The 26,439-nt window shown below is 63.3% G+C and carries 24 protein-coding genes and 1 pseudogene; 11 read left to right on the top strand and 14 right to left on the bottom strand.

Going from position 1 to position 26,439, the window contains the following annotated elements:
- Window positions 1-20: 20 nt before the first annotated feature.
- Together C4S73_RS00760 and C4S73_RS00755 are read right to left on the bottom strand one after the other, a co-directional pair.
- Window positions 21-755, bottom strand: coding sequence for an SDR family NAD(P)-dependent oxidoreductase (locus C4S73_RS00760; protein WP_103870571.1), 735 nt, complete (start codon window positions 753-755; stop codon window positions 21-23).
- A 46-nt stretch (window positions 756-801) separates the two neighbouring features.
- Window positions 802-1,854 carry an SDR family oxidoreductase gene (locus tag C4S73_RS00755; RefSeq protein ID WP_103870570.1) on the bottom strand — a complete coding sequence of 351 codons (1,053 nt, stop codon included), beginning with the start codon at window positions 1,852-1,854 and terminating at the stop codon, window positions 802-804.
- A 394-nt stretch (window positions 1,855-2,248) separates the two neighbouring features.
- On the opposite strand from C4S73_RS00755, the gene C4S73_RS00750 reads away from it, so the two are divergent.
- Complete coding sequence (locus tag C4S73_RS00750; protein ID WP_103870569.1) at window positions 2,249-2,671, top strand: cupin domain-containing protein; 423 nt, start codon at window positions 2,249-2,251, stop codon at window positions 2,669-2,671.
- 197 nt (window positions 2,672-2,868) lie between these two features.
- Window positions 2,869-3,699 (top strand): IclR family transcriptional regulator, encoded by an 831-nt coding sequence (locus C4S73_RS00745; RefSeq protein ID WP_103870568.1) that lies wholly within the window; start codon window positions 2,869-2,871, stop codon window positions 3,697-3,699.
- Between the two features lie 55 nt (window positions 3,700-3,754).
- Here the strand turns inward: C4S73_RS00745 and C4S73_RS00740 are convergent, their stop codons facing one another.
- From C4S73_RS00740 to C4S73_RS00695, 10 genes are all read right to left on the bottom strand, one after another.
- Window positions 3,755-4,522 carry an SDR family NAD(P)-dependent oxidoreductase gene (locus C4S73_RS00740; RefSeq protein WP_103870567.1) on the bottom strand — a complete coding sequence of 256 codons (768 nt, stop codon included), beginning with the start codon at window positions 4,520-4,522 and terminating at the stop codon, window positions 3,755-3,757.
- A 26-nt stretch (window positions 4,523-4,548) separates the two neighbouring features.
- Window positions 4,549-5,736, bottom strand: coding sequence for an ABC transporter substrate-binding protein (locus tag C4S73_RS00735; protein WP_103870566.1), 1,188 nt, complete (start codon window positions 5,734-5,736; stop codon window positions 4,549-4,551).
- A 23-nt stretch (window positions 5,737-5,759) separates the two neighbouring features.
- The gene (locus tag C4S73_RS00730; protein WP_103870565.1) at window positions 5,760-6,455 is read right to left on the bottom strand and encodes an ABC transporter ATP-binding protein; all 696 of its coding nucleotides are present in this window, start codon (window positions 6,453-6,455) and stop codon (window positions 5,760-5,762) included.
- Entirely contained in the window at window positions 6,452-7,177 is a 726-nt protein-coding gene (locus tag C4S73_RS00725) for an ABC transporter ATP-binding protein (RefSeq protein WP_103870564.1), read from the bottom strand. Before C4S73_RS00725 ends, C4S73_RS00730 begins: the two co-directional genes overlap by 4 nt.
- Entirely contained in the window at window positions 7,174-8,181 is a 1,008-nt protein-coding gene (locus tag C4S73_RS00720; protein ID WP_103870563.1) for a branched-chain amino acid ABC transporter permease, read from the bottom strand. The genes C4S73_RS00725 and C4S73_RS00720 overlap by 4 nt, the downstream gene beginning before the upstream one ends.
- Window positions 8,178-9,026, bottom strand: a complete 849-nt coding sequence (locus C4S73_RS00715; protein ID WP_103870562.1) for a branched-chain amino acid ABC transporter permease — start codon at window positions 9,024-9,026, stop codon at window positions 8,178-8,180. Before C4S73_RS00715 ends, C4S73_RS00720 begins: the two co-directional genes overlap by 4 nt.
- Before the next feature lie 209 nt (window positions 9,027-9,235).
- Entirely contained in the window at window positions 9,236-10,195 is a 960-nt protein-coding gene (locus tag C4S73_RS00710; protein WP_103871205.1) for a 3-hydroxyacyl-CoA dehydrogenase NAD-binding domain-containing protein, read from the bottom strand.
- 25 nt (window positions 10,196-10,220) lie between these two features.
- On the bottom strand, window positions 10,221-10,976 hold the full coding sequence (locus C4S73_RS00705) for an SDR family NAD(P)-dependent oxidoreductase (RefSeq protein WP_103870561.1): 756 nt from the start codon (window positions 10,974-10,976) through the stop codon (window positions 10,221-10,223).
- A 78-nt stretch (window positions 10,977-11,054) separates the two neighbouring features.
- Complete coding sequence (locus tag C4S73_RS00700) at window positions 11,055-11,444, bottom strand: NIPSNAP family protein (protein ID WP_244595384.1); 390 nt, start codon at window positions 11,442-11,444, stop codon at window positions 11,055-11,057.
- Window positions 11,445-11,629: 185 nt separating this feature from the next.
- Complete coding sequence (locus tag C4S73_RS00695; RefSeq protein ID WP_103870560.1) at window positions 11,630-12,841, bottom strand: ABC transporter substrate-binding protein; 1,212 nt, start codon at window positions 12,839-12,841, stop codon at window positions 11,630-11,632.
- Between the two features lie 582 nt (window positions 12,842-13,423).
- Between C4S73_RS00695 and C4S73_RS00690 the strand changes: the two genes are divergently transcribed.
- Both C4S73_RS00690 and C4S73_RS00685 read left to right on the top strand, forming a co-directional pair.
- Entirely contained in the window at window positions 13,424-14,749 is a 1,326-nt protein-coding gene (locus tag C4S73_RS00690; RefSeq protein WP_103870559.1) for an LLM class flavin-dependent oxidoreductase, read from the top strand.
- A gap of 154 nt (window positions 14,750-14,903) precedes the next feature.
- A pseudogene (locus C4S73_RS00685) lies at window positions 14,904-16,014 on the top strand (HPP family protein).
- A gap of 56 nt (window positions 16,015-16,070) precedes the next feature.
- Here the strand turns inward: C4S73_RS00685 and C4S73_RS00680 are convergent.
- On the bottom strand, window positions 16,071-16,637 hold the full coding sequence (locus C4S73_RS00680; protein WP_103871203.1) for a hypothetical protein: 567 nt from the start codon (window positions 16,635-16,637) through the stop codon (window positions 16,071-16,073).
- A gap of 41 nt (window positions 16,638-16,678) precedes the next feature.
- On the opposite strand from C4S73_RS00680, the gene C4S73_RS00675 reads away from it, so the two are divergent.
- Entirely contained in the window at window positions 16,679-17,164 is a 486-nt protein-coding gene (locus tag C4S73_RS00675) for a hypothetical protein (RefSeq protein WP_103870558.1), read from the top strand.
- Window positions 17,165-17,178: 14 nt separating this feature from the next.
- Here C4S73_RS00675 and C4S73_RS00670 read toward each other — a convergent pair whose 3' ends face one another.
- On the bottom strand, window positions 17,179-17,862 hold the full coding sequence (locus C4S73_RS00670) for a transposase (RefSeq protein WP_103870557.1): 684 nt from the start codon (window positions 17,860-17,862) through the stop codon (window positions 17,179-17,181).
- A gap of 596 nt (window positions 17,863-18,458) precedes the next feature.
- Between C4S73_RS00670 and C4S73_RS00665 the strand changes: the two genes are divergently transcribed.
- The 6 genes from C4S73_RS00665 to C4S73_RS00645 all read left to right on the top strand — a co-directional run bounded on the left by C4S73_RS00665 (window position 18,459) and on the right by C4S73_RS00645 (window position 26,384).
- Window positions 18,459-19,295 carry a hypothetical protein gene (locus tag C4S73_RS00665; RefSeq protein ID WP_103870556.1) on the top strand — a complete coding sequence of 279 codons (837 nt, stop codon included), beginning with the start codon at window positions 18,459-18,461 and terminating at the stop codon, window positions 19,293-19,295.
- A 152-nt stretch (window positions 19,296-19,447) separates the two neighbouring features.
- Window positions 19,448-21,436 (top strand): hypothetical protein, encoded by a 1,989-nt coding sequence (locus C4S73_RS00660; RefSeq protein WP_103870555.1) that lies wholly within the window; start codon window positions 19,448-19,450, stop codon window positions 21,434-21,436.
- Window positions 21,437-21,587: 151 nt separating this feature from the next.
- A complete protein-coding gene (locus C4S73_RS00655; protein WP_244595383.1) occupies window positions 21,588-23,591 on the top strand; it encodes a type I secretion system permease/ATPase in 2,004 nt (667 codons plus the stop codon).
- An 81-nt stretch (window positions 23,592-23,672) separates the two neighbouring features.
- Window positions 23,673-25,016, top strand: a complete 1,344-nt coding sequence (locus C4S73_RS00650) for an HlyD family type I secretion periplasmic adaptor subunit (RefSeq protein ID WP_103870553.1) — start codon at window positions 23,673-23,675, stop codon at window positions 25,014-25,016.
- Between the two features lie 14 nt (window positions 25,017-25,030).
- Window positions 25,031-25,462, top strand: a complete 432-nt coding sequence (locus C4S73_RS27780; protein ID WP_146071237.1) for a hypothetical protein — start codon at window positions 25,031-25,033, stop codon at window positions 25,460-25,462.
- A gap of 187 nt (window positions 25,463-25,649) precedes the next feature.
- On the top strand, window positions 25,650-26,384 hold the full coding sequence (locus tag C4S73_RS00645) for a LuxR C-terminal-related transcriptional regulator (RefSeq protein WP_103870552.1): 735 nt from the start codon (window positions 25,650-25,652) through the stop codon (window positions 26,382-26,384).
- Window positions 26,385-26,439: the final 55 nt, after the last annotated feature.

The following is a 26,439-nucleotide window of genomic DNA, read 5'->3' as shown; positions in this document are numbered from 1 at the left end:
ATCCTCATAAATCCGGGCGTTCAGCCCATGAATGCGCCGCCATTGACGTCGACGATCGCGCCGCACATGAAACTCGCGCCCGGGGAACACAGGAACGCCAGCGGCCAGGCGATTTCCTCCGGCCGACCGAAGCGCGGGATCGGCATGCCCTTGAGCGCGTCGGGGCTTGCCATCGCGACCATGCGAGTCTGGGTCGAGCCCGGGGCGACAGCATTGACCAGAACCTCGGGAGCCGCGCGCCGGGCGAGCCAGCGCACGAAGGTGTGGACCGCGCCTTTCGACGCGCCGTAATGCATCGGCGAATGGGCGTGGGTTCCGCCGGTATGGGCAGCGATCGAGCCGAGCAGGACGATGCGCCCGGCGCCTCGTCCTTTCATATGCGCGAGCGTCGCGCGCACGAAATTGGCCGGGCCGGCGACGTTCACATCCATGGCCTCGCGGAACTGCTCATGCCAGTCGTCGCCAAGCCAATCCTCCTTGGGGAAGATACCGGCATTCAGGATCAGCGCGTCGAGCGGGAAATTGCGGGTGCAGAACGTCTCCACCTCGGCGCGCGAGCGCACATCGCAAGTTTCGAAGACGTGATTGCGTCCGTCCTGGCGTAGCTCGGCCAGCAGGGCCGCATCCTCGACGACATCTGTGAGGATCATTTCGGCGCCGAGCGACGCGCAGAGCCGCGCCGTGGCCGAGCCAATTCCGCCCGCCGCTCCGGTCAGGAGAATGCGCATGCCGCTGAGATCATAGGGGGCTTTCATGTCCTTGGCCTTTGGTTGATGGCGATGGGGGGCTTGCTGCCGGGGCTCATGGAAGGACACGTTCCTCACGATAGCGCGCCAGCGCCGTCAGCATGTCGTCCTGGGTGTCGACGCAGTCATCGAAGCCGTAGCGCCGCGCCTTGATGGTGGAGGACATGTCGTCCCAATCGCCCCGAAACAGAAAATCGGCCCAGTTCCAGTCGACCACCTTGTCGAGCGGCGTGGAGCGAAGGCTATGGCGCCGCACGATGGCGTCCCAGACCGCGCCCTTGTCGGCCATGTAGGTCGCGAGCCGCACAGGCTTCACGACGCCCGAGGGCATGCCGAAGCTGCCGGCGATGGCCGGCCAGAGGTCCCGCCAGCGGAAATAGTCGCCATTGCTGATGTTGAAGTCCTGGTTGGCGCATTCGGCCGTGGTCGCGGCCCACAGCATCGCCCGGTTGAGCAGGGATACATCGGTGGCCATGGACAGCGTCTGGAAACAGGCCGGCGTGCCCGGGAAATCCAGGGCATCGCCGAGTTCGCGCTTGATGGCAGCGTATGCGCCGACCGCAGCCATCATGTTGTGGGGGTTGCCGACATTGAAGCCGCTGATGAAATGCGGCCGCAGCGTCGAGAAGCTCCAGTCGCTTCCGGCCTGGGCGGCGCTCAGCCAGTCGCGCTGATCGTAGTAGAAATTGGGGCCGTCATGCCGGGCATCGCCTTCCCTGGCCGGCGTGTGATAGGGGCCGAGATGACTGCCATACCATTTGGTGCCCTGCACGACGCAGACATGACGCAGACCTGATCCGCGCCCGATCAGCGGTGAAACAGCGTTGCGCAGGAGCGCCAGATTCGGCCCGACCTGCGCGGCCGGCGTCCTGCCGGTCGCCAATGCCGCGAAGAAGACGTAGTCGATGGGACCGAGCGCAGCGAGCGCAATCCGGCTCGCCGCCTCGTCCTGCAGATCCACCGCGATTCGCCGCACCCGGTCGTCTGACGGCGGATGCGAGCGAGCAACCGCGTGCACGGTCCAATCCGTCCCGGCACAGAGCATCGCCAGCATGTTGCTGCCGACGATGCCATTGGCGCCGATGACGAGGGCCGAGGGCTGGAGCATGTTTGGAATCCGGTTCCTGAACTGGGGTATCGACCGCGCCTGCACGGGCTGGAAGGCGCGCTGCCTTCAGCCGAGGCGCGGGAGCACCGGTACTGGCGCGCTGCAAAGGTCGATGACATCCAGCACGACTGAACAAGCGTCCGACCGGGGCGCGATCCGGCTCATTGCATCGCCATTACCCATAAGGCGCCCTGCTCCCTGTCAGACGGTATTGCGACTTTAGACTTGTCGTTTTTATTGAATTATGAGATTAATGAACGCACATGAGATCGTCAACCCTCGAGCGCGACCGGCAAGCTTTTGACGGTGCCGCAGGGCGCCGGACTCATGCACAGCATCGAGGAACGCGGCGGGTCATCGCCGGAATGGCCGAACCCGCTCAAAGGAGACACCAATGACGGATGTGAAGCCGATCGTGACCCGCAAGGGCCAGGAGAACCGGAGTACCGGCCAGTCCGGCGGGGCCGTGCGCATCTCCGGCGTCAGCCCGCAGCACACGCCGGCGCAGAAGATCTGGTTCGGCAAGGTCAGCAACGAGCCGGGCTACCGGTCGCTGCCCCATCATCACGGCGAGGCCGAGACGGGCGGTTACGTCCTCCAGGGCACGGGCCGGATCTATTTCGGCGAGAACTATGCCGAGCATGTCACGATGACCGAAGGCGACTTCGTCTTCGTCCCGCCGCATATGCCTCATGTCGAGGTGAATATGAGCGTGACGGAAGACCTCGTCTGGCTCACGGCCAGGACACCGGAGAACATCGTCGTCAACCTGCCCGACGTCGATGATTCGACGCTGGAAGGCTACAGGCGCGCCTGAAACTGCGCCTGAAACTGAACGAGCCGGAGAGTTCGGGGCAAGCCCTCAGCCGTTCCCGAACTCCCCGGTCAGACAGCGTGCCCGAGGAGACGGCGGTCGTTCCATTTGCCGGATGGGCCATGTAGATTGAGCGCCGAAACCGATCAGAACCGCGCCTGCCGCCGCTGTCGCGACGAAGCCAGGCGCCAGGAGAACCGATGAGCAGCCTCGACAGGATGTTGACCATCCTCGATCTCTTCGACGAAAACCTGATGAGCATCCAGCTCGATCACGCCGTCCAGGCGACAGGTGCTTCGAAGGCGACTGCCTATCGCTACATCCAGTCCCTCTGCCATCGCGGCCTGCTCGCCCCTGCGGCGGGGGGAAGCTATGTGCTGGGTCCGCGCATCATCGAGCTCGACCGGCTCGTCCGCAAGATGGACCCGCTGCTGAGCAGCGCCAGCCCGCTCATCCGGGCCGCGAGCGTCCGGCTCAACATCAACATCATGCTGTGCAGCTTCTACGGCGACAAGGTGATGTGCGCCGATCTCGCCTGGCCGGACCACAGCGTCGAGGAAATCTACGAGCGCGGCCGGCCGATGCCGATGTTCCGCGGCGCGATGGCGAAGATCATTCTCGCCAACCTGACCCCCTACCAGCTGCGCAGCATGATGCTCTGGCACAGCGAACGCATCCGCGAGGCCGGACTCGGCGAGGATTGGGAGGATTTCCGCTCCCGCATGACGCGGCTGCGCCGGGCCGGCTTCTGCGTCTCGCGCGCCGAGGTGTTCGAAGGGCTCATCGGCATCAGCGCGCCGATCTTCGATGCGGAGCAGAGGGTGCTCGGCAGCGCGGTCCTGATCATCCCCGAACAGCGCTACGACGCCAATCCCGACGCGCCCTACACGGCGGAGATCGTTGCGCTCGCCGCCGCTATCACGGACGACATCGCCAAGCGGTCGGAGGCGGGCTCGGCCGGCGCCGGGCGAGCGGCGCGCCCGCGAAAGGCGCGCGCCCTCAAGGAACCCAAGGAAAAGGCGATCGCCTGATCCCTACAGCATCGAATTTTCCCGAAAACCGCATTCCACTTTTCGGGCCGATGCTCTAGCCGGCGGCGAGGAAACCGCCATCCACAGTCAGGATGCTGCCGTTGACGAAGGCACCGGCCGGCGAAGCCAGGTAGATGACCGCCGGAGCCAGATCGCCGGGTTCGCCCCAGCGGCCTGAGGGCACACGCGCCAGCATGTTGCGCGTGAAGACCTCGTCGTCCTGCAACGCGCGCGTGAATTCGGTCGCGATGAAGCCCGGCGCCAGCGCATTGGCGGTGATGCCGTGCTGCCCCAGCTCGACCGCAAGCGCCCGCACGAGCGAGGTCAGCCCGCCCTTGGCCGCCGCATAGGCGGACAAGGCCTGTTTGGGCTGCTGCACCGCGATCGATCCGAGCATGATGATCCGCCCGAACTTCCGCTCGATCATGCCGGGCACGACGGCCCGCGTGACCAGGAACGAACCGTTGAGATGGGTGTCGATCACAGCGCGCCATTCGGCATAGCTGAACTCGTGGAACATCTTGCGCCGCTGAATACCGGCGTTGTTCACTAGGATATCCACGGCCCCGCGGTCGGCAACGATGCCAGCGACACCGGCATTCACCCCCGCCTCGTCGGTGACATCGAAGGCTGCATGAGAGGCCGAGAACCCGGCCTCTCGCAGCTCGGTCGCCCGGGCGGCGACCGCACCTTCGTCCAGGTCGTTGACGACCACATGCGCACCGGCCGAGGCGACCGATTGCGCGATCTTCCAGCCGATGCCACGCGCCGCACCTGTCACCAGTGCGACGCGGCCTTGCAGAGAAAACAACTCGGACGACATGTCCTGCTCCTGTGGGAAAATGCCGCTCAGAGCTTGCAGGCCGGGCTCGGCGCGACCGTGGCGATTTCGGCGGGAACCGACATCTTGATCACGGGACGCAGCTTGCCGCCATTCTGCTCGACGATGCCGAAATAATTGGGACGCACGAGCTGGTTGTCCTCCTTGCGCAGGAGCACATTGCCCAGGATCGTGTCGTAGCTGCGCCCGGGGATCGCCTTGGCGAGATCGGCCGCCTTGACGCTGCCCGTCGCCTTCACGGCCTGGAAGATCACCTGCATGCCGACATAGGTGTCACCCTCGAAATTGGAGGGCGTCGTGCCGGGATAATACTTCTCCCAGGCCGCGACGAACTCCTTGTTGGCGGGCGTGTCGAGCGTCGAGGAGTAGTTGATGATCCCCGAAATGCCCTTGGCGGCTTCGCCGATCGAGGCGACGGTGTTGTCGGTCACGAAGCTGACGCCGGCCACGGTCGCCGAATCCAGCAGGCCGTATTGCTTGGCCTGCGTCGCGAAATTGACCGCGTCACGGCCTGCAAGCGCGACATAGACACCCTTGGCGCCGGCATTCTTGATCTTCTGGATATAGGTCGCGAAATCGTTGGTGCCGAGCGGCGAGAAGTTCTCCGAGACGACCTTCTTGCCCTGGCTTTCGGTGGATTTGGCGAAGCTGGCGGCGACGTCGCGGCCCCAGGCGATGTCGGCGGCCATCACAGCCCATTCCGTCTCCTTGCGCTCCTTGAGCCAGGGCGTCGCTGTCGCTGCGTCGGAGGAATCGGCATTGTTGACGCGGAACATGCGGGCCGTGCAGCTGTCGCCCGTCATCTTGTCGCTCTTGTTGATGGTGGCGACGTAGAGCGCATCCCAACGGGCCAGGAGCGGCGCGATCGCCAGCGCCTCGCCCGAGGCGACGGCCCCGATCAGCACCTTGTTGCCCTGAAGGGCGAGCTTCTCGGCCTGCCGCCGCGCCAGATCGGGCTTGGCCTCGGTGTCGAGATATTCGACCTCGACCTTGTGGCCGGCAATGCCGCCGGCGGCATTGGCCTGCTGCGCGGCGAACTCGATGGCGCGCTTGGCCTGGTTGCCGAGGTCGGCATAGGTGCCGGTCAGGGCGGTGGGCACGCCGATCTTCAGCGGCTCCTGCGCCAGTGCTGAGCCGGCCGCCATCGTCAGCATGCCCGCGAGTGCGGCTGTTGCAGTCTTCCGAGTCCGCTTCATGATTCTCTCCCTGTCGATTGGTTTTAGACGGCGACGTGCCGCTTCAGTTGTTCGTCGGTCAGTTCGGCGAGCGTGCCGCTTTCCACCACCGCGCCCTTCGAGAGCATGTGGTAGGTCTGCGCCACGCGGCGTACGAGGCTGATATGCTGCTCGATCAGGAGCAGGCTGGTGCCCTCCCCGGCGAGGCGCACGAAGACGTCGGCGAGCTCGTCGATGATGACGGGCGCCAGCCCCTCGCTCGGCTCATCGAGGACAAGCAAGGCCGGATTGGCCATCAGCGCCCGGCCGATCGCGAGCATCTGCTGCTGGCCGCCGCTGAGCGCGGTGCCGGACGTGTCCTGCCGTTCGCGCAGGATCGGGAACAGGTTGAAGACCCGCTCCAGCGTCCAGGAGCCCTTGCGGTCGACGGCGGAACCCAGAACCAGATTCTCCTTCACGCTGAGCGCCCCGATGATCCGCCGCCCCTGCGGCACGACCGAGATCCCGGCACGCGCCGCCGTGTAGTTGCGGATGCGGCCGGACGGCTTGCCCGCCAGGGTGATCTCGCCCTTGCCGAGCGAAGCGATGCCCAGGAAGGTGTTGACGACCGTCGTCTTGCCGACGCCGTTGCGGCCGAGGATGGCGACACGCTCGCCGGCCCCGATCTCGAAGCTGACGCCGCGCAGGACCTGGGCCCGGCCGTAAAAGGAATCGACGTCGCGGAACGCGAGCAGGCTCATTCCACCGAACTCCCCAGATAGGCCGAGACGACGACCGGATTGCTGCGGATTTCGTCAGGCGTGCCCTCTGCCAGCACCTTGCCGAGATGAAGCACCGTGATCCTGTTCGAGATGCCGAACACGACCTCCATGTCGTGCTCGACGAGCAGCACGGTCACTTGCCACTCGAGCGCAAGGTCTCGCAGCAGCCGGGCCATCGCCAGCGATTCCTCGACCGTCAGACCGGCTGCGGGTTCGTCCAGCAGCAGCACCTGAGGTCGCCCGACAAGCGCAAGCGCCAGATCGAGACGGCGCCGGTCGCCATAGGAGATGTCGGCAGCTAGGCGGCTCCGGAGCGCGGTCAGTTCGAGCTTGTCCAGAACCTCGGCGCTGTTGTCGATCTCGACGCTGCGGGCAGCCAGACGGATCTGCTCGTCGATCGTCAGCTCCGCGAAGACGTTGGTCTTCTGGAAGGACCGCGCGAGACCGGCCTGCCGGCGTTCGCGCGGCGAGAGGGCGCCGATATCACGACCGCCGAGGCGCACGGTTCCGCCCCAACTCGCGGCACGGCCGGACAGCACATCCATCAGGGTCGACTTGCCGGCGCCGTTGGGGCCGATGATTCCGCGGACCTCGCCCTTGGGAACGGAGATTGCGACCCCGTCCAGCGCCCGGAAGCCGCCATAGACCCGGCTGAGATCAAGGCCCTGCAACGCGAAGGGCTGCGATGACGTCGCGTTCATGCGCGCCTCCCGGAGAACACGCGCACCAGCAGTCCGCTCAGGCCGATCGGCACGAAGACGGTGACGACGATGAGGATGCCGCCGATGACGGCCGGCCAATGTTCGGTGGCATCGCCGGCGATCTCCTTGATGAAGAAGAACACCACGGCGCCGAGCGCCGGCCCCCAGACAGCCTTGGTGCCGCCGATGATCGCCATGATCAGGGCCGAGCCGGACAGGGTCCAGTGCAGCATGTCGGGCGAGATGAAGGCGTTGTAGAAGGTCGCGAGCACGCCGGCCGTCGCGGCAAGCAGGGCCGAGATCGCGTAGATCGCGGCACGCGGCACCAGCGTCTCGTAGCCGATGAAGCGGGCGCGTTCCTCGTTTGCCTTGATGGCGAAGGTCAGCAGGCCGTAATGGCTGCGCATCAGCAGCCAGAGGCTGCCGAGCGCGATCATCAGCACGACCCAGCAGATGACGAACATCGAATGCGGGTCCTGCAACAGGCTGACCGGGACGCCGAAGATGCGCGCCGGAAAGGTGACGGCGAGGCCGTCATCGCCATTGGCGAGGCCGCGGACCTTGAGCGCGAGTTCATAGAAGGCCTGAGCGCAGGCGAGCGTCAGCATGCCGAAGGCAACGCCGGGGATACGCGTGATGACGAGGCCGAGCACGAAAGCCAGCACCGTCGGCACAACGATGGCGAGGATCAATGCGAGTTCGATCGGAACGATGCCGCGCGAAACCAGAACCCCGAGAATATAGCCGCCCAACCCGTAGAACAGGGCATGGCCGAAGCTGACCATGCCGTTCTGGCGCACCAGGAAGCCGACGCCGGTGGCCAGCATCGCGCCAATCAGCGCTTGCGTCAGCAGCGACAGGGTCAAGGTCGAGGTCACGACGAAGGGGAAGACGCATCCGCCGACAGCAACGACCAGCGCCAGCAGCAAGGGCAACTTCGAGCGCTGCGCGTCGAGCGGGCGCGGGGCTGCCGCGCCGATCAGCTTTTCGGGGAGCGAGGTCATGATGCCTTCCCCGCAAGGCCTTCCGGCCGGTAGATCAGGATGGCCATCATCAGCAGGAACGGCACCATGGAGGCGATCGAGGGCACGAAGACGATGCCGAAATTCTGGAGCTGGCCAATCACCAGCGCCGCGACGAAGGCGCCCGAAAAGCTGCCGAAGCCGCCCACCACCACCACGATGAAGCTCTCGATCAGGATCGAACCGCCCATCGCGGGCGACAAGGCCAATAGCGGCGAGGCGATCGCGCCCGACAGGCCCGCCAGGCCTGCGCCGACAGCAACGACGGAGGCGCTGACCCGCTCGGTGTCGACGCCCTGCATGCCGGTGGTGACAGGGTCGGCGGCGAAGGCGCGGACATAGAGCCCGACCCGGCTGGTCTTCAGCCAGATCGTCAGGCCGGCCCCGATCACAGCTGCCGCCGCGATGACGAAGAGCCGGTAGATCGGGAAACTGGCCCCGGCGATATCGACGGTACCCTGCAACAGCTGGGGAACGGCCACGGTCAGGTTATCCCGCCCCCAGACGGTGCGGACGAAATCCTCCAGCACGAGGAGCAAGCCGAAGGTGACGAGGACCGTGACGATCGGATCCTGATCCTGAAGCTGCCGGAACACGGTGCGGTCGAGCAGCAGGCCGAGCAGGGCGAGCACGATCGCGGCGGCCAGCAGGCCGATCCAGAAGCCGGCAATCGCGATCGTGGCATACGCGACATAGGCGCCGAGCATGAACAAGCTGCCATGGGCGAAGTTCACCACCTGCCGCAACCCGAAGATCAACACGAGTCCGACGGCGACAAGGTAAAGCAGCCCGCCATAGACGAGCCCGTTGAGGACATGGATCAGCATGCTCCGGCCTGCCCTGCAGCGCCCGACCGATATGCACGGCCCTCGGCAAAAACCGGGCAACAAGCGCGAGGAACTGGTCGCAAGTCCATCGATATCCTCCTGACGGCCGCTGAAGCTCTGCCGTTCGTTGCTGGAGCGGCGTCAGGGCGCGCTCTCATTTAGACACTTGTCGCATAATACGATATAGTTGGCAATTATCGATATCGGCTTTACGGGCTTTTTGGCGTGGGCGCATGGAGGTGCCTGAGCACGGTCGCGAGCGCCTCGTCGCGGCGCAGCGCCAGCTCCGCGACGCTCCTGCCCCTTGTTGCGGCGTTCACACTCTCGACCAGGGTCGCCTCGAGTTCCGGCGTGATCCCGGGGGCGCCGAGATCGGCGCACCATTCCGCAAGAGGCCCACGAGCCCAGGCGAAAAAGCCGGCGAGACCGGCCTCCCCGCCACCCATATGATAGCTCAGATGAGGACCGGCCACTGCCAGCCGCAGGCCGAGCCCATGCGTGACGGCAGCATCGACATCCTCGGCCGAGGCCACGCCATTCTGGACGAGAAACGCCGCCTCGCGCCAGAGCGCCACGGTAAGGCGTGTCGCCAGATGGCCGATGACCTCCTTGTTCAGGACAACGGGCCGCTTGCCGATGGCGGCATAGAAGGCAACCGCCGCCTGGACGGCCTCGGGGGCGGTCTGCCGGCCGCCGACAATCTCGACGAGCGGGATCAGGTGCGGCGGGTTCATCGGATGGCCGACGAGAATGCGCTCGGGATGGAGGCAGCCCTCCTGCAGATCGGAGGCCTTGAGCCCCGATGTGCTGGACGCAATGATCACCTCGGGCGCGAGAACATGATCGAGCGAGCGCAGGGTCGCCTGCTTCAGATCGAGCTGCTCGCGCGCGTTCTCCTGGACGAAGTCGATCCGGAGGCCGGCAAGCGCGGCGACGTCCTCGAGCACGACCAGCCGCTCGGCCGATCCCGTGGGATCGACCAGCCCGGCAGCTCCGAGCGCGATCCAGTTTCGCTCGATCGCCGGGCGCAGCCGGTCACGCGCTTCCGCCATCGGCTCGGCAACGACCACGTCCAACCCCCGGGCAAGGAAATAGGTCACCCAGCTGGCCCCGATCGTGCCGGCGCCGACGACCGCGACCCTGCGGATCGCATTCGCATTGGGATACATCATCAGGCTCCTTCGGCAGGCCGGCTCAGGAAATCGAAAGCCCGCTATCAACCGCAAGAATGTGGCCCGTGGTCCGGGCCGAGGCGTCGGAGGCGAGGAAGAGCGCCGCATTGGCAACGTCGAGCGGCTCGACCATGCCCAGCAGATGGGCTGCCGTCAGCTTCTGCGTCGTCTCCAGCTGAGCAAGCTGTGCGACAACGCGAGGCGTGCGCGTCGTGCCCGGCGCGACCGCGTTGACACGCACATGATGCGGCGCGAACTCCACCGCCATCGAGCGTGTCAGGGCCGTAATGGCGCCCTTTGCCGCCGTATAGGCGTCCTTGCCGGGCCAGCCCATCAATGCGACCACCGACGTCGCGTTGACGACAGCGCCACCGCCCGCCTTGATGATCTCGGGAATGCCGTAATGGCAGACGAGCCAGGTGCCGAAGAGATCGAGCTTGATCGCCCGCCAGAATTCATCAACCTCCACGCGCGTCACGTCGCCGTCGCGCATGCTGGAGCCGCCGGCATTGTTGTAGATGACGTCGAGCTTGCCGAATGTCGCCACTGCCTTCGCGATGCAGCGCTGGACGCTTTCTGCGTCCGTGACGTCGGTCTGCACGAATTCAGCCTCGAAACCCTCGGCCCTGATCTGCTCGACGACCGCCCTGCCCTGCTCCGCGTTGATCTCGGCGACGACCACACGGGCGCCTTTGCGCGCGAATAACCCGGCAGCAACAGCGCCGATTCCGGTTCCGGCGCCGGTGATCAGTGCGACCTTGTCTTTCAGCGAGCTCATGGTTTTTCTCCATCAAGTCGGCCCTGGTTGGGCCATGATCGTCCCGTTTGGCGAGCCCGCAGCCCGCCGCCGACAGTCTCAGCGTGCGCCGCCGAACACCGAGCTGGGCAAGGGCGAGAACGACGTCGGAAGCAGGATGCGGTTTTCCATCGTCCGGATCATCGGGCGGATCTTGGCGAGGCACCCCTGCCAGGCCGGCTGCTCGGCGAGCAAAGCGCGGCGCTTGCGGCGATCTTCCAGGTCGGAATAAGCCCAGAGATGGACGAGCTGGTTCTGCGTCCCGATCTCGGTGGTGAAATAGCCGAGGAAGCCGCCGAGGATCTCGCGCTGAACGGGCAAGCCCTCGCTCTCGTAGATGCGGAAGTATTCTTTGATATTGACCTCGGTGTGCAGCACGTAGATGCGCTCTTCGACGATCATGACGTTCTCGCTCAATGGGTTCAGGCGGTACGGGAAAGTCTCGGCCAAGCGAGCGCACACCGGCGCAGATACTCAGCGACTGGACGGTGATGTCGTGACCGGCTGGGCCGGGAAGACCATCCACGGGCAGGAGGCCTTCGCGAGGATTTTCGGTCTCATCTCATTGGCGGAGATGGCGCGGGCGGAGATGGCGCGCGGCCGCATTTTCGCGGCCGCGATCCGCTCGCTAAGGCTTACTTGCCGACAAGATTGCAGGCGCTGTCGAGCGGCTTGAAGGCCTCGGCCGCTGCGGTTTCGCCGACCTTCTCGTAGAGGTCCCAGGGAGCCTTCGACTGCGCCGGCGACTTGACGCGGAACAGGTACATCGGGTGCAGCTTGCGGCCGTCGATGCGCACGGAGCCCTTCCCGAACGCAAGATCCTCGGTCGGCAGTTCCTTCATCTTGGCGACGATGGCGCGCCCGTCGGTATCGTTGCCAACGGCAGCGACCGCCTTCAGGTAATGCAGTACGCCCGAATAGACGCCGGCCTGGAACGAGGTCGGCATGGCCCCGCCATGACGCTCGCCGAATTTCTTGGCGAAGCTGCGGGTCTGGTCGTTGAGGTCCCAGTAGAACGGCTCGCTGAGATAAATGCCCTTGCCGCTCTCAAGCCCCAGCGACTTCACGTCGGTCAGATAGACGGCCAGACCGGCCAGGCTCTGACCGCTCTGCGTGATGCCGAACTCGGCGGCCTGCTTGATCGAATTGGTGAAATCGCTGCCGGAATTGGCGAGTGCGATGACATTGGCCTTCGAGCTTTGCGCCTGCAGCAGATAGGACGAGAAGTCCGACGAACTCAGCGGGTGCCTGACCGCCCCGACCACGGAGCCCCCGGCCTGCTTCACGAAATCGCCGGCCTCGCGTTCCATGTCATGCCCGAAGGCATAATCGGCGGTGAGGAAGAACCAGTTCTTGCCGCCGGACTTCACGACGGCCGAGCCGGTGCTCCTGGCCAGACTGTAATTGTCGAGCGTCCAATGGACATGGTTGGGCGTACAGGAATCGGCTGTCAGACGGTTGCTGTTCGAGGTCGTGATCACCGCGACCTTGTTCTTGTCCTTGACCAGAGCGGAGATCGCCAGCGAGATCGATGAATTGGGAATGTCGGCGATCATGTCGACGCCATCGGCATCCAGCCATTTGCGCGCGATGTTCAGGCCGATATCGGGCTTGTTCTGGTGGTCGCCGCGAATGATCTCGATCGGCACATTGCCGATCTTGCCGCCGAATTCGTCAACCGCGATCTGCGCGGCAACGACGGAGCCCGGCCCCGCCATATCCGCATAGATGCCGGCCTGGTCGTTGAGCACGCCGATGCGCAGAACGTTATCGCTGAATTGCGCCTGTGACGCCTGCGCCGACAGCGCAAGAGACCCCAACGCGAGAGCGGCCAGTCTGAGATTCATGATGCACCTCCCTGAGAACACGATCATTTTTATCGCTCGACTTGGCCAAGCGTGATTTTCATCGTTACTCTCATTTAATGAGATAATTGTCAATTATTGCTGGATCAGTGAGGCCCGCGTTTCACGCCACTAACAGCGCTGTGGGCGCACAGTCGCATCGAGCTCGGCCCACATCGCCTTTTCCGAGTCACGGCATGGCCGGGCGTCAGCTAAAGCGCTGCGACCGCTCCATATGCACTCCTTCCGGCGATGGCAGAAGAGACGCGAGAACGCGAACCCAGAACCTGATATGAATATTATTATCGCAATACGATAATATCGACCACAAATAGGGCGGCATAGGGCGCTAGATTCTTGCCAGACAGCCTCCCTCCATCATTCCAGACATGTTGCGCAATCTGCGCACAGAGAGCCCATGCCGGGACGTGAGGCAATTATTCCCTCACGCGGCCTGCAAGGAGAACGGTGATCCCGCCGCATGGCCTGCGGCACACGGAATATCGCTTTGTTCCGCGCCCGGTAGAAATACCGAGCTGCCCGACCTTAACTGTCCGGGTTCGAGCCCCAGCACAGGCTGCGCCAATGACATCCCAACGCCAGCTTCATCTCGGCGCCTTCATGCGCCCGGTCAGCATCCATACCGGAGCGTGGCGCTATCCAGGCGCCTATCCCGACGCCAACTTCAATTTCAGCCATCTGAAGCGCTTCGCGCAGAAGCTCGAGGCCGGCAAATTCGACGCCTTCTTCATGGCCGATCATCTCGCCGTGCTGAACATGCCGGTCGAGGCCCTGAAGCGCAGCCACACCGTGACCTCGTTCGAGCCCTTCACCCTGCTCTCGGCGCTGGCCAGCGTCACCGAGCATATCGGCCTTGTCGCAACGGCGTCGACGACCTTCGATGCGCCCTATCACATTGCCCGGCGCTTCGCCTCGCTCGACCATATCAGCGGCGGCCGGGCCGGCTGGAACATCGTCACCACCTCCAACCCGGATGCAGCGCTGAATTTCGGCCTCGATGAACATGCCGAACATGGCGAGCGCTACGACCGGGCGCGCGAGTTCTACGATGTCGTCACCGGGCTATGGGATTCCTTCGCCGACGACGCTTTCACGCGCGACCGCGGCAGCGGGCTCTATTTCGATCCCGCGAAGATGCATGTCCTCGATCACAAGGGGCCGCACCTCTCGGTGCGCGGCCCGCTCAATATTGCCCGGACACCACAGGGCTGGCCAGTGATCGTCCAGGCCGGGGCCTCGGAAGCGGGCCGCCGGCTTGCAGCGGAGACGGCCGAAGTCGTCTTCGCCGCCCATCGTACCCTGCCGGAGGGACAGGCCTTCTACGCCGATGTGAAGGGACGGATGAAGCAGATCGGCCGCAACCCCGACCACCTCAAGATCCTGCCCGGCGTCCTCGTCGTAGTCGGCGACAGCGTCGAGGAGGCCCGCGAGAAGCGCGCCCTGCTCGACAGCCTAGTGCATTACGACAGCGCCATCGCCTCGCTCTCGATCGCGCTCGGCCACGACGCCTCGGGCTTCGACCCCGACGGACCGCTGCCCGACATCCCGGAGACCAATGCCAGCAAGAGCGGGCGCGAGCGCACGATCGAACTGGCGCGGCGCGAGAAGCTGACCGTGCGCCAGCTTGCCCAGCGCCTCGGCGGCTATGGCGGGCTCGCCCTTGTCGGCACTCCCAAGACGATCGCGGATTCGATGGAGGAGTGGCTCGACGCCCGCGGCAGCGACGGCTTCAACGTGATGTTCCCCTATCTGCCGGAGGGGCTCGATGATTTCGTCGACAAGGTGGTGCCGGAGCTTCAACGGCGCGGCCTGTTCCGAAGAGACTATGCCGGGAAGACCCTGCGCGAGAATCTGGGCCTGCCGCGCCCCGCGAACCGCTTCTTCACCTGAGATCTTGCTGTGGCCCTTGAAAATTCACCCTGGGGTCGGCCATGAAGCCGAACGGCCGAGCCGACGCTCCCCACTCTCGGACAGAAGCCGGCCACCATTTTGCAATGCCGGGCTCGCGACCTCGGCATCGCTTCGCTCCCTGCGCTGGAACATCATGACGCCTGCCCCGATCGATCCACCACAACCGCACGGAAGAAGGCGGTATGTCAGATTCTTTGCGCCGATCCTGGCCGGCGCCACGCTGCGCGATCGCGCGATTGCCTGCCTTGGCGCGCTGCTTGGCGTCGGCGCGACCGGACTGATCTGCAGCCTGGTTCTCCGGCGACGACCCGCATTTGCCCCTGCTTGTCGCCCCGATGGGCGCCTCCGCCTTGCTGCTGTTTGCCGTCCCGGCCAGCCCGCTGGCGCAGCCCTGGCCGATTATCGGCGGCAACATCCTGTCCGCGACGGTCGGGCTCGCCGTCGCGCGGTTCGTGCCTGACCCAACGCTCGCTGCGGGCCTCGCCGTGGCGCTCGCGATCTGCGTGATGTCGCTGGCGCGCTGCCTGCACCCGCCTGGCGGCGCAGCCGCCCTCACCGCCGCATTGGGTGGTCCTGCCGTCGCAGCCTATGGCTACGCCTTCGCGTTCGTGCCGGTGGGCCTGAATTCCGTCGTGCTGACACTGCTCGGCTGGGGCTTTCACAAGCTCACGCGCCACGCCTATCCGCACGTCGCCACCGCGCTCCCCGGCAATGCCCATGGCACGAGCGACCTGCCGTCGCGCAAACGCGTGGGCTTCAACGACGATGACATCGACAAGGCGCTCGATGATCTCGGCGAGACCTTCGACATCGATCGCGCCGATCTCGATCATCTGCTGAGACGGGTCGAATTACGCGCGCTCGAACGGTCGCATGGCAGGCTGTCCTGCGCCGACATCATGTCGCGCGACATCGTCCGGATCGACCGCAACGCCGCCCCCGGGCGCGCCCGCACGTTGCTTCTCGAACATGAGGTGCGAACGCTCCCCGTCGTCGATCATGAAAACCGCGTTCTCGGCTCGGTCGGGCTGCGCGAACTGACAAGGCCGGGCAGCCGCATCGCCGACATCATGTCGGCGGCCTGCATGGCGCGGCCCGACCAGGCTGCGTTGGAGCTGATCGCGCCGCTCACCGATGGGCAAAACCACGCCGTCGTCATCACCGACGAGACCGACCTCCTGCTGGGAATGATCACCCAGACCGATCTCCTCGCCATCCTCGCCAAGCCGGGAACGGCAGGCTGACAGGAAAGCCCTGCCGGACCGACAGCTGCAACACGCTGTCCCGATGCAGCAGAAGATCAGTCGGTGGCGCGTTCGAGCCTGGGGATGAAGTCCCAGATCCGACGGTTCAGCGTATAGAGGTTGCCGATTGCCGTGGCGATCTCATCGAGCCTGGCCTTGTCGACGGGCCGCCTGACCCCGAAGCGCAGGTTGCCCCTGCTTTCCTCCAGTTTCATGTTCTGGGTATGGGTGATCTCGCCGCTTTCGCTGATGACAAAGGAGGCGTGGTTCAGGTCGTTGCGAAGCTTGGTGCCGTCAGAGAAATCCTTGACGATCTCCGTGAGCTCGTCCCGCAAAGCCTTGTCGGAAAGACTTATCTTCGCCAGGCGCTGCACGAGATCAAGGCGCGCGCGCGTGGTGTTCAGAGTGGAGAACACTATGGCGGCGGCAGGCTCGCTGGTGTCCAGCAACAGCATCAGCACGTAAATGAACATGCTCTCATTGTTGGACCAGGCGAAATTCAGATCGCCTATCTGGGCCAGCAGAGTTAACCTCTGCTCGCTTGAGCGTCGGGCTGCCGCTTCCAGCGCGTCGAAATCGGGACGCGGCGGCAAGACCGATTGCTCACGGTTTCGTCTGCGCATAGCCGTCACCATTGCCGTTGGCCCAGACCCGGTAGGTCGCGATGTTCGATCTCTTCAGAGTACGCCAGGCGCGCCGCGAGGCCTATGCCGCGCTCGAACCTTTCGTCAACCGGACGACGCTCGAAGGCAATGTCCCGCATGCCGGCGACTGGCTGCAACCACAGATCATCGGATTCCTGGCTACGTTCGTGACGCTGATCGCCCAGCGCCGCTGCGGCGCCTTGCGCACGCATGCGCTGGCCTCGGTCCAGTCGAATGTCCTGAACACCCTGACGGGGATCGGGCCGGAGCTGATCGGCGAGGAAATCTGCCTGCTGAGCAGCCGCCGCGACCCGGCCTTCGCAGCCGGCTCCTTCGGCGCACTCGCCTTCCTCGAAGCGCTCGGATCGACAGCATCAGCGGCGGCAGACGCATCGGAGACGCCCGATCAGGGGGCTGATCTCGACAGCCGGCGGCGGAGCACGCTCGACGAGCTCTGGGAGGAACATGTCGAGAGCGGCATGAGACGGGCACGGGCTGTCGGCTAAGCTCGGGCCGTCGGCTAAGCTCCTGGCCCCGAAAAGCCGGAATCCAGCTGGCAGCCCGGCTCCGAGAACAGGCCGAGTTCGAGCTGCTGTTCGACGCAAGTGTCGTCTGGCACGACGCCCTGCTTCGGCTGAACAGGCAGCAGCCGATACAGCGCTTCAATGAAACTCCTGTCGACCTCTTCCGTCGCCACCCCTTCGAGCACAGCGAGAAAGCGACTGTAGCGGGTCGCGCATGTCGCCCAACCCGGCTGCGCCTCGGCGGACTCGCCCACGACCGGACATCGGATCACCTGGCTTTCTGGCCGCCAGAGCCCGCTGTTCTCCCGCTCGATCTCCGCAGTATCGAGGCCGGTGGCAATCTTGACCTTGAGATGCCAGGCCGTCCGCACGGAAACACCGAGGATGTGCCCGAGCCGCTGCGAACTTACCCGCTGCGCCGTCGCGGTCATCAGATACAGCGCCTGCATCCAGACATGCAACGGAACATGGCTGTTGTGGAAGATCGTACCGTGCCGGACCGTAAAGGGCTTGCGGCAGGAATAGCACTTCCAGGCCCCGACCGGAGTACTGAGACCATTGAGCCGGCCCAGCCGCGACATTTCACGGCAATGCGGGCACACGGGTCCGTCCGGCCACACCAGCCGTTCAAGCGACAGGAACGCGACACGCTCGTCATACATTCTGACGGCATAGGGCATGGACAACTCCCGACACCCCGAACAGTTGTGGCTGGGTCGTTAAAAGTCAATAAAATGTTAAGACCGGGTAATAATTCGACACATTGACGGAATAGCCCCCGCGTTGGATGGTCACAGACGTAATCGATCGAATTCGGAAACGCGAATAACATGTGCGTGACCATATAGAATAAAATCGATTATATAGAGAAAAGAAAAAGACCCAGAAATTAAATAAATTCTGGAATTGTCTACTTATATTACTTGATTTTGAGCGCGATCGTATAACGATATTATAGTGGTAATTATGTTTCAGTCATATTTGGTTCGATATTTTTGTTATTGAAGATTTAAAATAAAATTTATTACTATATTTATGTATTACGAAAATAGAAACAAAACCAAGGAGGCCCCGCCATGCCATAGCGCATAGCATGATCGCTCTTCGTTTTAGGGCGCTTTCATTAGGAGTCCTTCCTTTCTAATTCTACGAGGACTGACTCAAATTCAATAAACTTCATTTTACAATCGACATCTTCCGCAAATGGCTGGCACAACCCAGAAGAGATGTGTCCGGCTCAGATGCGCGATGTCTTCCAATTCTTCAGGAGAGCATCATGTCTGGACAGAACAATAACCACGACGACCCGACCCAGGGCCAGCTCCAGGGGCAGGCCGAACTGCAGGCCCAGTTGCAGGCTCAGGCTGAGCTTCAGGGGCAGGGTCAAGGCCAGGGACAGGGTCAAGGCCAGGGACAGGACCAGGGCCAGAACTCGAACCAGAGCCAGGGTCAGAGCCAGTACGCCGGCCAGATTGCTGCCCAGGCCGTCGATACCAGCGTCTGGAACAGCTCCGCCAATGAGAACGGCAACCTCAATCTCAACGGCAATGGCAATCTGAATGCCAACGGCAACCTGAACTTCAACGAGAACATCAATCACGTCCAGAACCAGGTCGACAACGTCGTCAACGTGACGGTCGATCTCGATCTCAGCGGAGCCCTCACCGCTCCCGCCGACAATGACGCGATCGATATCGACGAGATCTCGTGCATCACCGACTCGATCATCATGCCCGATGTCGTCAACCAGTCGACCTATAACGGCAACAACTTCAACATCGATCAGGTCAACAACCTGGCCGATAACGACTCGATCCATGGCGCCTCGGTGAGCTACAGCGCAGGTGGACTTGCCGATGCTTGCTGCTACTCCTCCCCCGAAGCGGTCGGCGACTTCTCGATGACTGCCAAAGCCTGGGGTGGCGAGGCGACATCCAACGTCGGCGACATCACCGGCGACGATGGCGGCTTTGCGGGCATCGGCGCCGCGGCAGCTAACGCCACGCTGACCCAGGAAGCCTTCACCCAGCACATCGCAATGGGCGCGAACATCCAGTTCAACTCCATTGACCATCTGCAGGTTGTCGGCGGCGACATCAGCGACGCGCTCTAAGCGCCACATCGCCCCCAAAGCGAGCATGGAAACGAACGCGCGGGAGCCAGCTCCCGCGCGGTTTCCCGCCCTAGGACAATAAAACCCGATAACGGGTGCTGCGCCCGAACCAATCTCGACCGGTCCGGCCGGACGACACGGAGGAGTGCGCCATGACTTCCGGTGGCTTCACTGAGACAATTTGGCACTTTGCCGGCTATCTTCGCACTTTCGAGGATGTGGTGCGCGAGCAGGATGCCTATTCTGGCGACCCCCAACGGATCGTTTCCGATGAGCATAGCGGCTCCCACAGCGACCGCGCCCCGCGCTTCACGGACGAAGAACAGCTGTCACGGCCCGTCTTCTTTCGCCCGGACTCATTCCCCGAAACCGCCCCTCCGATCCACAAACTGGCGGCTTCGCCTTTTTCACCGCCGATCAAGGCTCCCCCGCCGGCGCCACCTCCGCTCAAGCATTTCGAGCCGTCCGAAAACCCCGAGACCGCTTTCGGTTACAGCATTCGCTCGGAAAGACTTATCACCGTCCAGTATCAGGATGGCGGCATCGAAACCCTCATCAACATTCATCAGACCAACCATCAGAACGACCGCGATCTCCTGACCTCCGATGATATCCGCTACTCCGACGGCAGCCTGGTCGTGCCGCCCGAGCTGGATCTCTCCGAGACGTTCACCGCGATGATCCGGTCTGCAGAGGAAGCCGTACCCGCGCCCCTGCATGAAATCAGCGGCGGCAACACCCAGAGCGCAATCGAGAGCTTCACAGCGCGCGACGACCGCTGGTCCGAGACCGGCAGCCCCAATTCAGACGGCAGCCCGGCACAGCACGCGCCGGAAGGCCGCATCGTCGACGGTGTCGCGAGTTCCGCCGAGCTGCCCGCGCCGACCATTGTGGAGATCGCGCCCTGGCGGCCTGTCGAGGAGGCTCCGAGCCACGAGATCACCAAGACGCTGACCAGCGCCGAACCGACCGGCGGGGTCGCAGTCGTCGTGGAGACCGGGCTCAACACCCAGGTCAATGCCGCCGTCATCGTCGACGCCAACGAGGCCACGGGCTCGATGATCGTCGGTGGCGATTCCTACTTCAGCCGCGGCATCGTGCAGATCAATGTTCTCACCGACAGCGACCATGTCGACATCGCCATAGACGGGGCGCTGACGGCAAGCGCACTGACCGCGGGCAACGAGGTGCACAACGTCGCCGAGTTCATCACCCATGTGATGACCGGCAGTCCCAACGGCGCAGCTGCCACGCCGCTCTGGTCGATCGACATCATGTCGGGGAGTTTCTACGACGTTAAGACAATCGTTCAGTTCAACGATCTCAACGACAGCGACCGGATCGTCCAGGCCGAGCAGGGCACATATTTCGACGTCAAGAGCGGCGGAAACGAACAGTTCAATCTCGCCAAGGTCTACGGGCTCGACAGCTACGACATCATCATCATCGGCGGCGACTATCACCGGGCAGACTGGATCTTCCAGTACAATATCGTGCTCGATTCAGACAGCGCCAAGCTTTACGCCACGGGCAGCGCCGCCGACAGCGCCGAGGTCACGGCCGGCTTCAACCAGCTGACCAACATCGCCGACATCACCACCTATGACAGCGCCGGCTTCAAGCCGATGCTGCCAGCGCATTGGAATCTGCTCGAGGCGCTCGACAACCGCTACACGATCCTGACGGCCAACCCGGACTGGGACCTGAACGGCAACCGATCGGGCACGCTGCAGGTCCTCTACGTTTCCGGCGACTATTACGACGTCAACGTCATCACCCAGGTCAACATGCTGGTGGATGCCGACCAGGTGATCCAGGCCAACGGCCATGAGGGCGCGACCCAGGGCGCGGCGCTCGGCGGCAACACGGCGCTGAACGAAGCGCATATCGTCGACCCCGGCACGCTCTCGGACTCCAAATATCTCGGCGGCGAGGCTTACGAAGAAAGCGTGCTGATCCAGGTCAACATGATCACCGACAGCGACACGGTGACGATCCACGATACGAGCACGCTTGTTCCCGAGCTTGTCGCCTTCGCACATGAGGCGCAGGCGCAATACGAGCAAGGCTGCATCGACACGCGGCCAGTCTTCGTCGATCCCGCGCAACATGATCACCTGATGTCCAACATGCTGTCTTGAGGCGACCTAGGGTCGGGGGCACTCCATGACTGAAGAAGCCAAGCCATTTTCTCAACTAAGGCGCGCCTATGACGACAGCCGGCCCGAGGCCGCTGGCATGCTTGGCGCCGTCGGCATACCTGGCGCCGTCGGGATACCTGGCGCCGTCGACATGCCTGGCGCCGTCGACATGCCGACGTCGCGTTTCGCCGATGTCGCGAACTCCAACGAGAAGGCGACCGAGCAAACGCCAGCGGCCACCCCGGCGCGGGTGGAGGTCAAGGCAGAGGCCAAGCATGGCGCACCGGCGGCAGACGGTGTCGCGGCCCTTCGCCCGGCAGGCATCGTAAACGGAGGACAATCCACCCCGACGCAGAACGGTCATGGCGGCGGAGGAAAGGGCGGCGGGTCTGGAGGCGGCGGCGGTGGCGGCTCGGGCCGAGGCTCGCCACTCGAACAGCGTCTCGGCGACCGCGACTTCAAGCAGGTTCTGGGCAGGGGCCTGAACGATGCACGCCGCAACATGGTGGTCGTCGCGATCTTTTCGCTTGTCGTGAACACGCTGGTGCTGGCGGTCCCGATCTACCTGTTCCAGATGTCGGACCGGGTTCTGACCAGCCGCAGCCTCGACACGCTGGTGATGCTATCGATCATCGTCATGGTCGCGATTCTGGCCCATGTCCTGCTCGACATGATGCGCCGCTTCATCCTGATGCGGATTGCCGTCGATGTCGAAAGCCGGCTCGGCGGGCCGGTTCTGAGCGCTGCCGCAAAGGCCGCCCAGACCGGCTCCAACCGCGAATTCCAGACCCTTGCCGATCTCCAGCAGATCCGCAGCTTCATCACCGGCCCGGTCATCCTGACGATGCTGGATGCGCCGACCGCACCGATCTACCTGCTGGCCGTCTATCTGATCCACCCGCATCTCGGTTACATCGTCACCGTCGCCGCGCTGATCCTGGTCGCCGTCGCCTATCTGAACCAGCAACTGACGGCCGTGCCCTTCGCCCGGTCGAGCGCCTTCTCGACGCGCGCGAACCTTCAGTCGGAGGCGATGTCGCGCAATTCGCAGGTCATCAACGCCATGGGCATGATCCCCGAGGGCGTGCTGATCTGGGGGCGGGAAACCGCTGAATCGCTGAAGGCGCAGGTCAGCGCGCAAGACCGCAACATCATGATGACCGGGCTCTCGAAGTTCTTCCGGCTGGGGACGCAGATCGCGATGCTCGGCTGGGGCGCCTGGCTCTCGCTGGAAGGGTCGCTCACCGGCGGCATGGTCATCGCCTCCTCGGTCGTGGCCGGCCGGGCGCTGGCGCCGCTGGAGGGCACGATCGAAGGCTGGCGCAGCTTCATCCATGCGCGCGCAGCGTATTCGCGCGTCCAGGCCCTGCTGCAGAGCTCGCCGCTCAATCTCGACCGCCTGAAACTGCCCAACCCCAAGGGCCGGCTCGATGTCGAGCGCATCCTCTATGTGCCGCCGCCCAGCAAGAAGGTCATCCTCAACGGCATCAGCTTCAGCCTGGAGCCGGGCGATTCCCTGGCCATCGTCGGCGCTTCGGGAAGTGGCAAGTCGACGCTTGCGCGCATGCTGGTGGGTTCGATCAGCCCGACGGCGGGAACCGTTCGTCTGGACAGGATGGAGCAACGCAACTGGGACCCGCGGCAATTCGGCGAGAGCGTCGGCTATCTCCCGCAGGATACCCAGCTCTTCCCTGCTTCGATCAAGGCCAACATCGCCCGCATGCAGGACGACGCCACGGATGAAGCCGTGTACGAGGCGGCCGAGATCGCCGACATCCACGAGATGATCGCGCAGTTCGCCCACGGCTACGAGACCCAGATCGGCATCGACGGCAGCCCCCTCTCGGGCGGTCAGAAGCAGCGGCTGGGGCTCGCACGGGCCTTCTTCGGCAATCCGCGCCTCGTCGTGCTCGACGAGCCCAACTCCAATCTCGATACGATCGGCGAGAACGCCTTGGCACGCGCCTTCGAGCGCGCCAAGGCGCGGGGCATGACCGTGGTGGCGGTAACACAACGACCGGCGCTGCTGCGCAGCGTCGACAAGATCATGATGATCAAGGATGGCGCCGTGCAGGCCATCGGCACGCGCGACGAGATCCTGCCGCTGATCGTCGGGCAGCGCAGCATCGACAGCCCGCAGCCCAGGCCTAACTGAACTAGCCGAACTGACCTTCAAAGACCGGCAAGGCCGCTCGATCGGCCTGTCGAATACATAAACGACCGGGGAGACGATACGATGGTTGCCATCACGGCGGGGGCTCAGCCCTGGTATGCAGATGTTCCGCGCAGCACGCGCTGGGCCAAGATCAGCGGCGTCGTCATCGTCTCGACGACAGTCATGGGCTTCGGCGTCTGGGGCAACACCGCACCGATCTCGGGCGCCGTCATCGCGCCGGGCGTCTTCGTCACCACCGGGCAGAACAAGACCATCCAGCATCTCGAAGGCGGCGTGATCCGCGAGATCATGGTCCGCGAGGGCGACATCGTGATGCCCGGCCAGCTGCTGGTGCAGCTCGACGACACCTCGCCCCGGGCGGAACTGCGCCGGCACCTGCTCAAGCAGATCCGCCTGGAAGCGATCGAGGCGCGGCTGAATGCCGAGGCGGCCGGGCAGACACGGCTCGAATTTCCGGCGCATCTCCTGGCGCGCAGCGCCGATCCCGACGCGGTGGCCATGCTCAGGTCGCAGACGGCGACTTTCGTCGCGCGGCAGAACAACATCGCCAATGACATCGCGGCACAGCAGAAGGGTATCGACGGGCTCGAAGAGAAGATCACCGGCAGCAAGGCCCAACTGGCCGCTGTCGCCCAGCAGGGCCAACTGCTCAAGGAAGAGCTCGCGGGCAAGCAGGCGCTGCTCGAACGCGGCTATATCCGCAAGCCCGAGGTGCTCTCGCTCCAGCGGAGCGCCGCCAATCTTCAAGGCGAGGCCGGCCGCATCACCGGCGATATCGGCGATGCCCGCGAGCGCATCGCGCGTGCCGTCGAGCAGATCGACGGCGTGCGCAAGACGGCGATCAAAACCGCTTCCGAGCAATTGCAGGATATCGGCGCAGAGCTGAACGACGTTCGCGAGCGCATTCACACAGTGAAGGGCGTGCTCGACCGGTCGAGGATCGTCACCCCGGTCCGAGGCACCGTGGTCAAGATGCGCTATCATTCGACCGGCGGCGTCATCGAGGCCGGCAAGAGCATCATGGAGATCGTTTCGCTTCAGGAGGAGCTGATCATCGAGTCGCGTGTGCGCCCGCAGGACATCGACAAGATCAGGCACAGCCAGATCGCAACCGTACGCCTGACCGCCCTGAACCAGCGGACTACGCCGATGATCAACGGCAGGGTCATCTATATCTCCGCCGACGCACTGCCCGATGAGAGGCAGCGCTCCTATCCGAGCACGTCAGACCTATATGTCGTGCGCGTGCGCCTCGAAAGCAGCAGCATCGCCGCCATCCATGATTTCCAGCCAACGCCTGGAATGCCGGCAGAAGTCTATATCCAGACGACCGAACGCACCTTCTTCGAATATCTGATGCAGCCGATCCGCGACAGCATGGCGCGCGCGTTCCGGGAATCCTGACGGGGCCAGGGCAGTTGCGAGGACGAGCAGCAAAATGCCGGACCCTGCCCGGAGAGGCGCTGACGAGGGCTGCAAGCAAATCAGCTCTTGGGATGCTGCCGCCAAACCCGCCGCGCAATCCAGATCGACTTCCTGGCCGCGCCGCCGACGCTGCCGCCGATCACGCAGTAATGATCAGCCAGCTCCGCAAATGGCCCCGACAGGTGACAGGCGGCGCGACAACCCTGTTCCGTTCAGGAGTGGATCTTCGTGGGGCAGGAGTAATTTTGCAATATAAAAACCAACCAACAGCAAAAAAATACGAACTCAGACGAACAACTTATAAGTTAAATTTATGTTATTATTATTTAAACTTAAGTAAATATATTCATCTATATCTGTATTTAGTTCATCATTTTCAAATACATGAATCTAAATTTGGTAATTATCTCGCATCACACCCTTAATTTAGCACCATACTGCCGAACGATTACAGGGTCCGCCTCAATTTTCAAATTAACCCAAGAAGAGGTATGGCTAAAAAAAATTCTGGGAATCCGTCCGAAATTGTGCATAATTTACTGCAATTAAGAACTGCACATTCTGATATTTTAACATAATTTAAAATCAAATTTTTATTAAGGGGTAGTAACAATGCGTAGCGTCCCCACAGCATTAATAGACACAAGCACATTATTTCGCGAAGGCCTCAGCAAACTTTTAGCAAAAGGTGGCTTTCACGTTACCATGATGACCTCAAATGTTGAGGACATCACATCCGGAAGCTCGTCGGAATCTGACCCGGAACTCATCATCATCGGAACCAAGGACGACGACATCTGGTTCGAAAAGAACGTCCGGACGCTTCGTGCCCGGTTTGGCGACGCTCGGATCGTTGTGCTCGCCGACAAGTACAAGCCTGATCAGGTCCACACCGCATTCAGGTTGTCCGCGCGCGGATACCTGATCAAGACCATCAATTCGTCGACTCTGATCAAGTCGCTTGAACTTGTCATGCTGGGAGAGAGCATTTTCCCGTCGGCGATCCTGATGCATGTCGAGACAGAGCACGACGCGGACATCGAGATCGATGAAGAACTCCCTGCGGAGACGCAGCAGATTTCGCATTCGTCCCGTACCCTGTCCGCCCGGGAGACGCAGATTCTGCAATGCCTCGTCAGAGGGCAATCCAACAAGATGATCGCGCGCAATCTCGCGATCGTGGAAGCTACGGTGAAGGTGCATATCAAGGCGATACTTCGCAAGATCCACGTCCAGAACCGGACCCAGGCTGCAATCTGGGCGGTCAACCGCCTGGAGCCCATGCCAGCGATCGCGGGCGCAAATGGATCGACCTACTCGCTGAACAGGGCGCATATGTCGCCCTGAGCAGATGTCGCCTTGAGGAGTGACTAGGCCGTGATGAAGCCCGTAAGGCTCCGTC

The organism is Allobosea lathyri (assembly GCF_900108245.1).
In the GTDB taxonomy this organism is placed as follows: Bacteria; Pseudomonadota; Alphaproteobacteria; order Rhizobiales; family Beijerinckiaceae; genus Allobosea; species Allobosea lathyri.
The sequence above is the reverse complement of the archived record's forward strand: the minus strand, read 5'-3'. Positions and strand labels throughout refer to the sequence as shown.

Coding starts and splice junctions, on each gene's coding strand:
- C4S73_RS00760 (WP_103870571.1), bottom strand. CDS start 755: ATGAAAGCCCCCTATGATCTCAGCGGCATGCGCATTCTCCTGACCGGA.
- C4S73_RS00755 (WP_103870570.1), bottom strand. CDS start 1,854: ATGCTCCAGCCCTCGGCCCTCGTCATCGGCGCCAATGGCATCGTCGGC.
- C4S73_RS00750 (WP_103870569.1), top strand. CDS start 2,249: ATGACGGATGTGAAGCCGATCGTGACCCGCAAGGGCCAGGAGAACCGG.
- C4S73_RS00745 (WP_103870568.1), top strand. CDS start 2,869: ATGAGCAGCCTCGACAGGATGTTGACCATCCTCGATCTCTTCGACGAA.
- C4S73_RS00740 (WP_103870567.1), bottom strand. CDS start 4,522: ATGTCGTCCGAGTTGTTTTCTCTGCAAGGCCGCGTCGCACTGGTGACA.
- C4S73_RS00735 (WP_103870566.1), bottom strand. CDS start 5,736: ATGAAGCGGACTCGGAAGACTGCAACAGCCGCACTCGCGGGCATGCTG.
- C4S73_RS00730 (WP_103870565.1), bottom strand. CDS start 6,455: ATGAGCCTGCTCGCGTTCCGCGACGTCGATTCCTTTTACGGCCGGGCC.
- C4S73_RS00725 (WP_103870564.1), bottom strand. CDS start 7,177: ATGAACGCGACGTCATCGCAGCCCTTCGCGTTGCAGGGCCTTGATCTC.
- C4S73_RS00720 (WP_103870563.1), bottom strand. CDS start 8,181: ATGACCTCGCTCCCCGAAAAGCTGATCGGCGCGGCAGCCCCGCGCCCG.
- C4S73_RS00715 (WP_103870562.1), bottom strand. CDS start 9,026: ATGCTGATCCATGTCCTCAACGGGCTCGTCTATGGCGGGCTGCTTTAC.
- C4S73_RS00710 (WP_103871205.1), bottom strand. CDS start 10,195: ATGTATCCCAATGCGAATGCGATCCGCAGGGTCGCGGTCGTCGGCGCC.
- C4S73_RS00705 (WP_103870561.1), bottom strand. CDS start 10,976: ATGAGCTCGCTGAAAGACAAGGTCGCACTGATCACCGGCGCCGGAACC.
- C4S73_RS00695 (WP_103870560.1), bottom strand. CDS start 12,841: ATGAATCTCAGACTGGCCGCTCTCGCGTTGGGGTCTCTTGCGCTGTCG.
- C4S73_RS00690 (WP_103870559.1), top strand. CDS start 13,424: ATGACATCCCAACGCCAGCTTCATCTCGGCGCCTTCATGCGCCCGGTC.
- C4S73_RS00680 (WP_103871203.1), bottom strand. CDS start 16,637: ATGCGCAGACGAAACCGTGAGCAATCGGTCTTGCCGCCGCGTCCCGAT.
- C4S73_RS00675 (WP_103870558.1), top strand. CDS start 16,679: ATGTTCGATCTCTTCAGAGTACGCCAGGCGCGCCGCGAGGCCTATGCC.
- C4S73_RS00670 (WP_103870557.1), bottom strand. CDS start 17,862: ATGCCCTATGCCGTCAGAATGTATGACGAGCGTGTCGCGTTCCTGTCG.
- C4S73_RS00665 (WP_103870556.1), top strand. CDS start 18,459: ATGTCTGGACAGAACAATAACCACGACGACCCGACCCAGGGCCAGCTC.
- C4S73_RS00660 (WP_103870555.1), top strand. CDS start 19,448: ATGACTTCCGGTGGCTTCACTGAGACAATTTGGCACTTTGCCGGCTAT.
- C4S73_RS00655 (WP_244595383.1), top strand. CDS start 21,588: ATGCCTGGCGCCGTCGACATGCCGACGTCGCGTTTCGCCGATGTCGCG.
- C4S73_RS00650 (WP_103870553.1), top strand. CDS start 23,673: ATGGTTGCCATCACGGCGGGGGCTCAGCCCTGGTATGCAGATGTTCCG.
- C4S73_RS00645 (WP_103870552.1), top strand. CDS start 25,650: ATGCGTAGCGTCCCCACAGCATTAATAGACACAAGCACATTATTTCGC.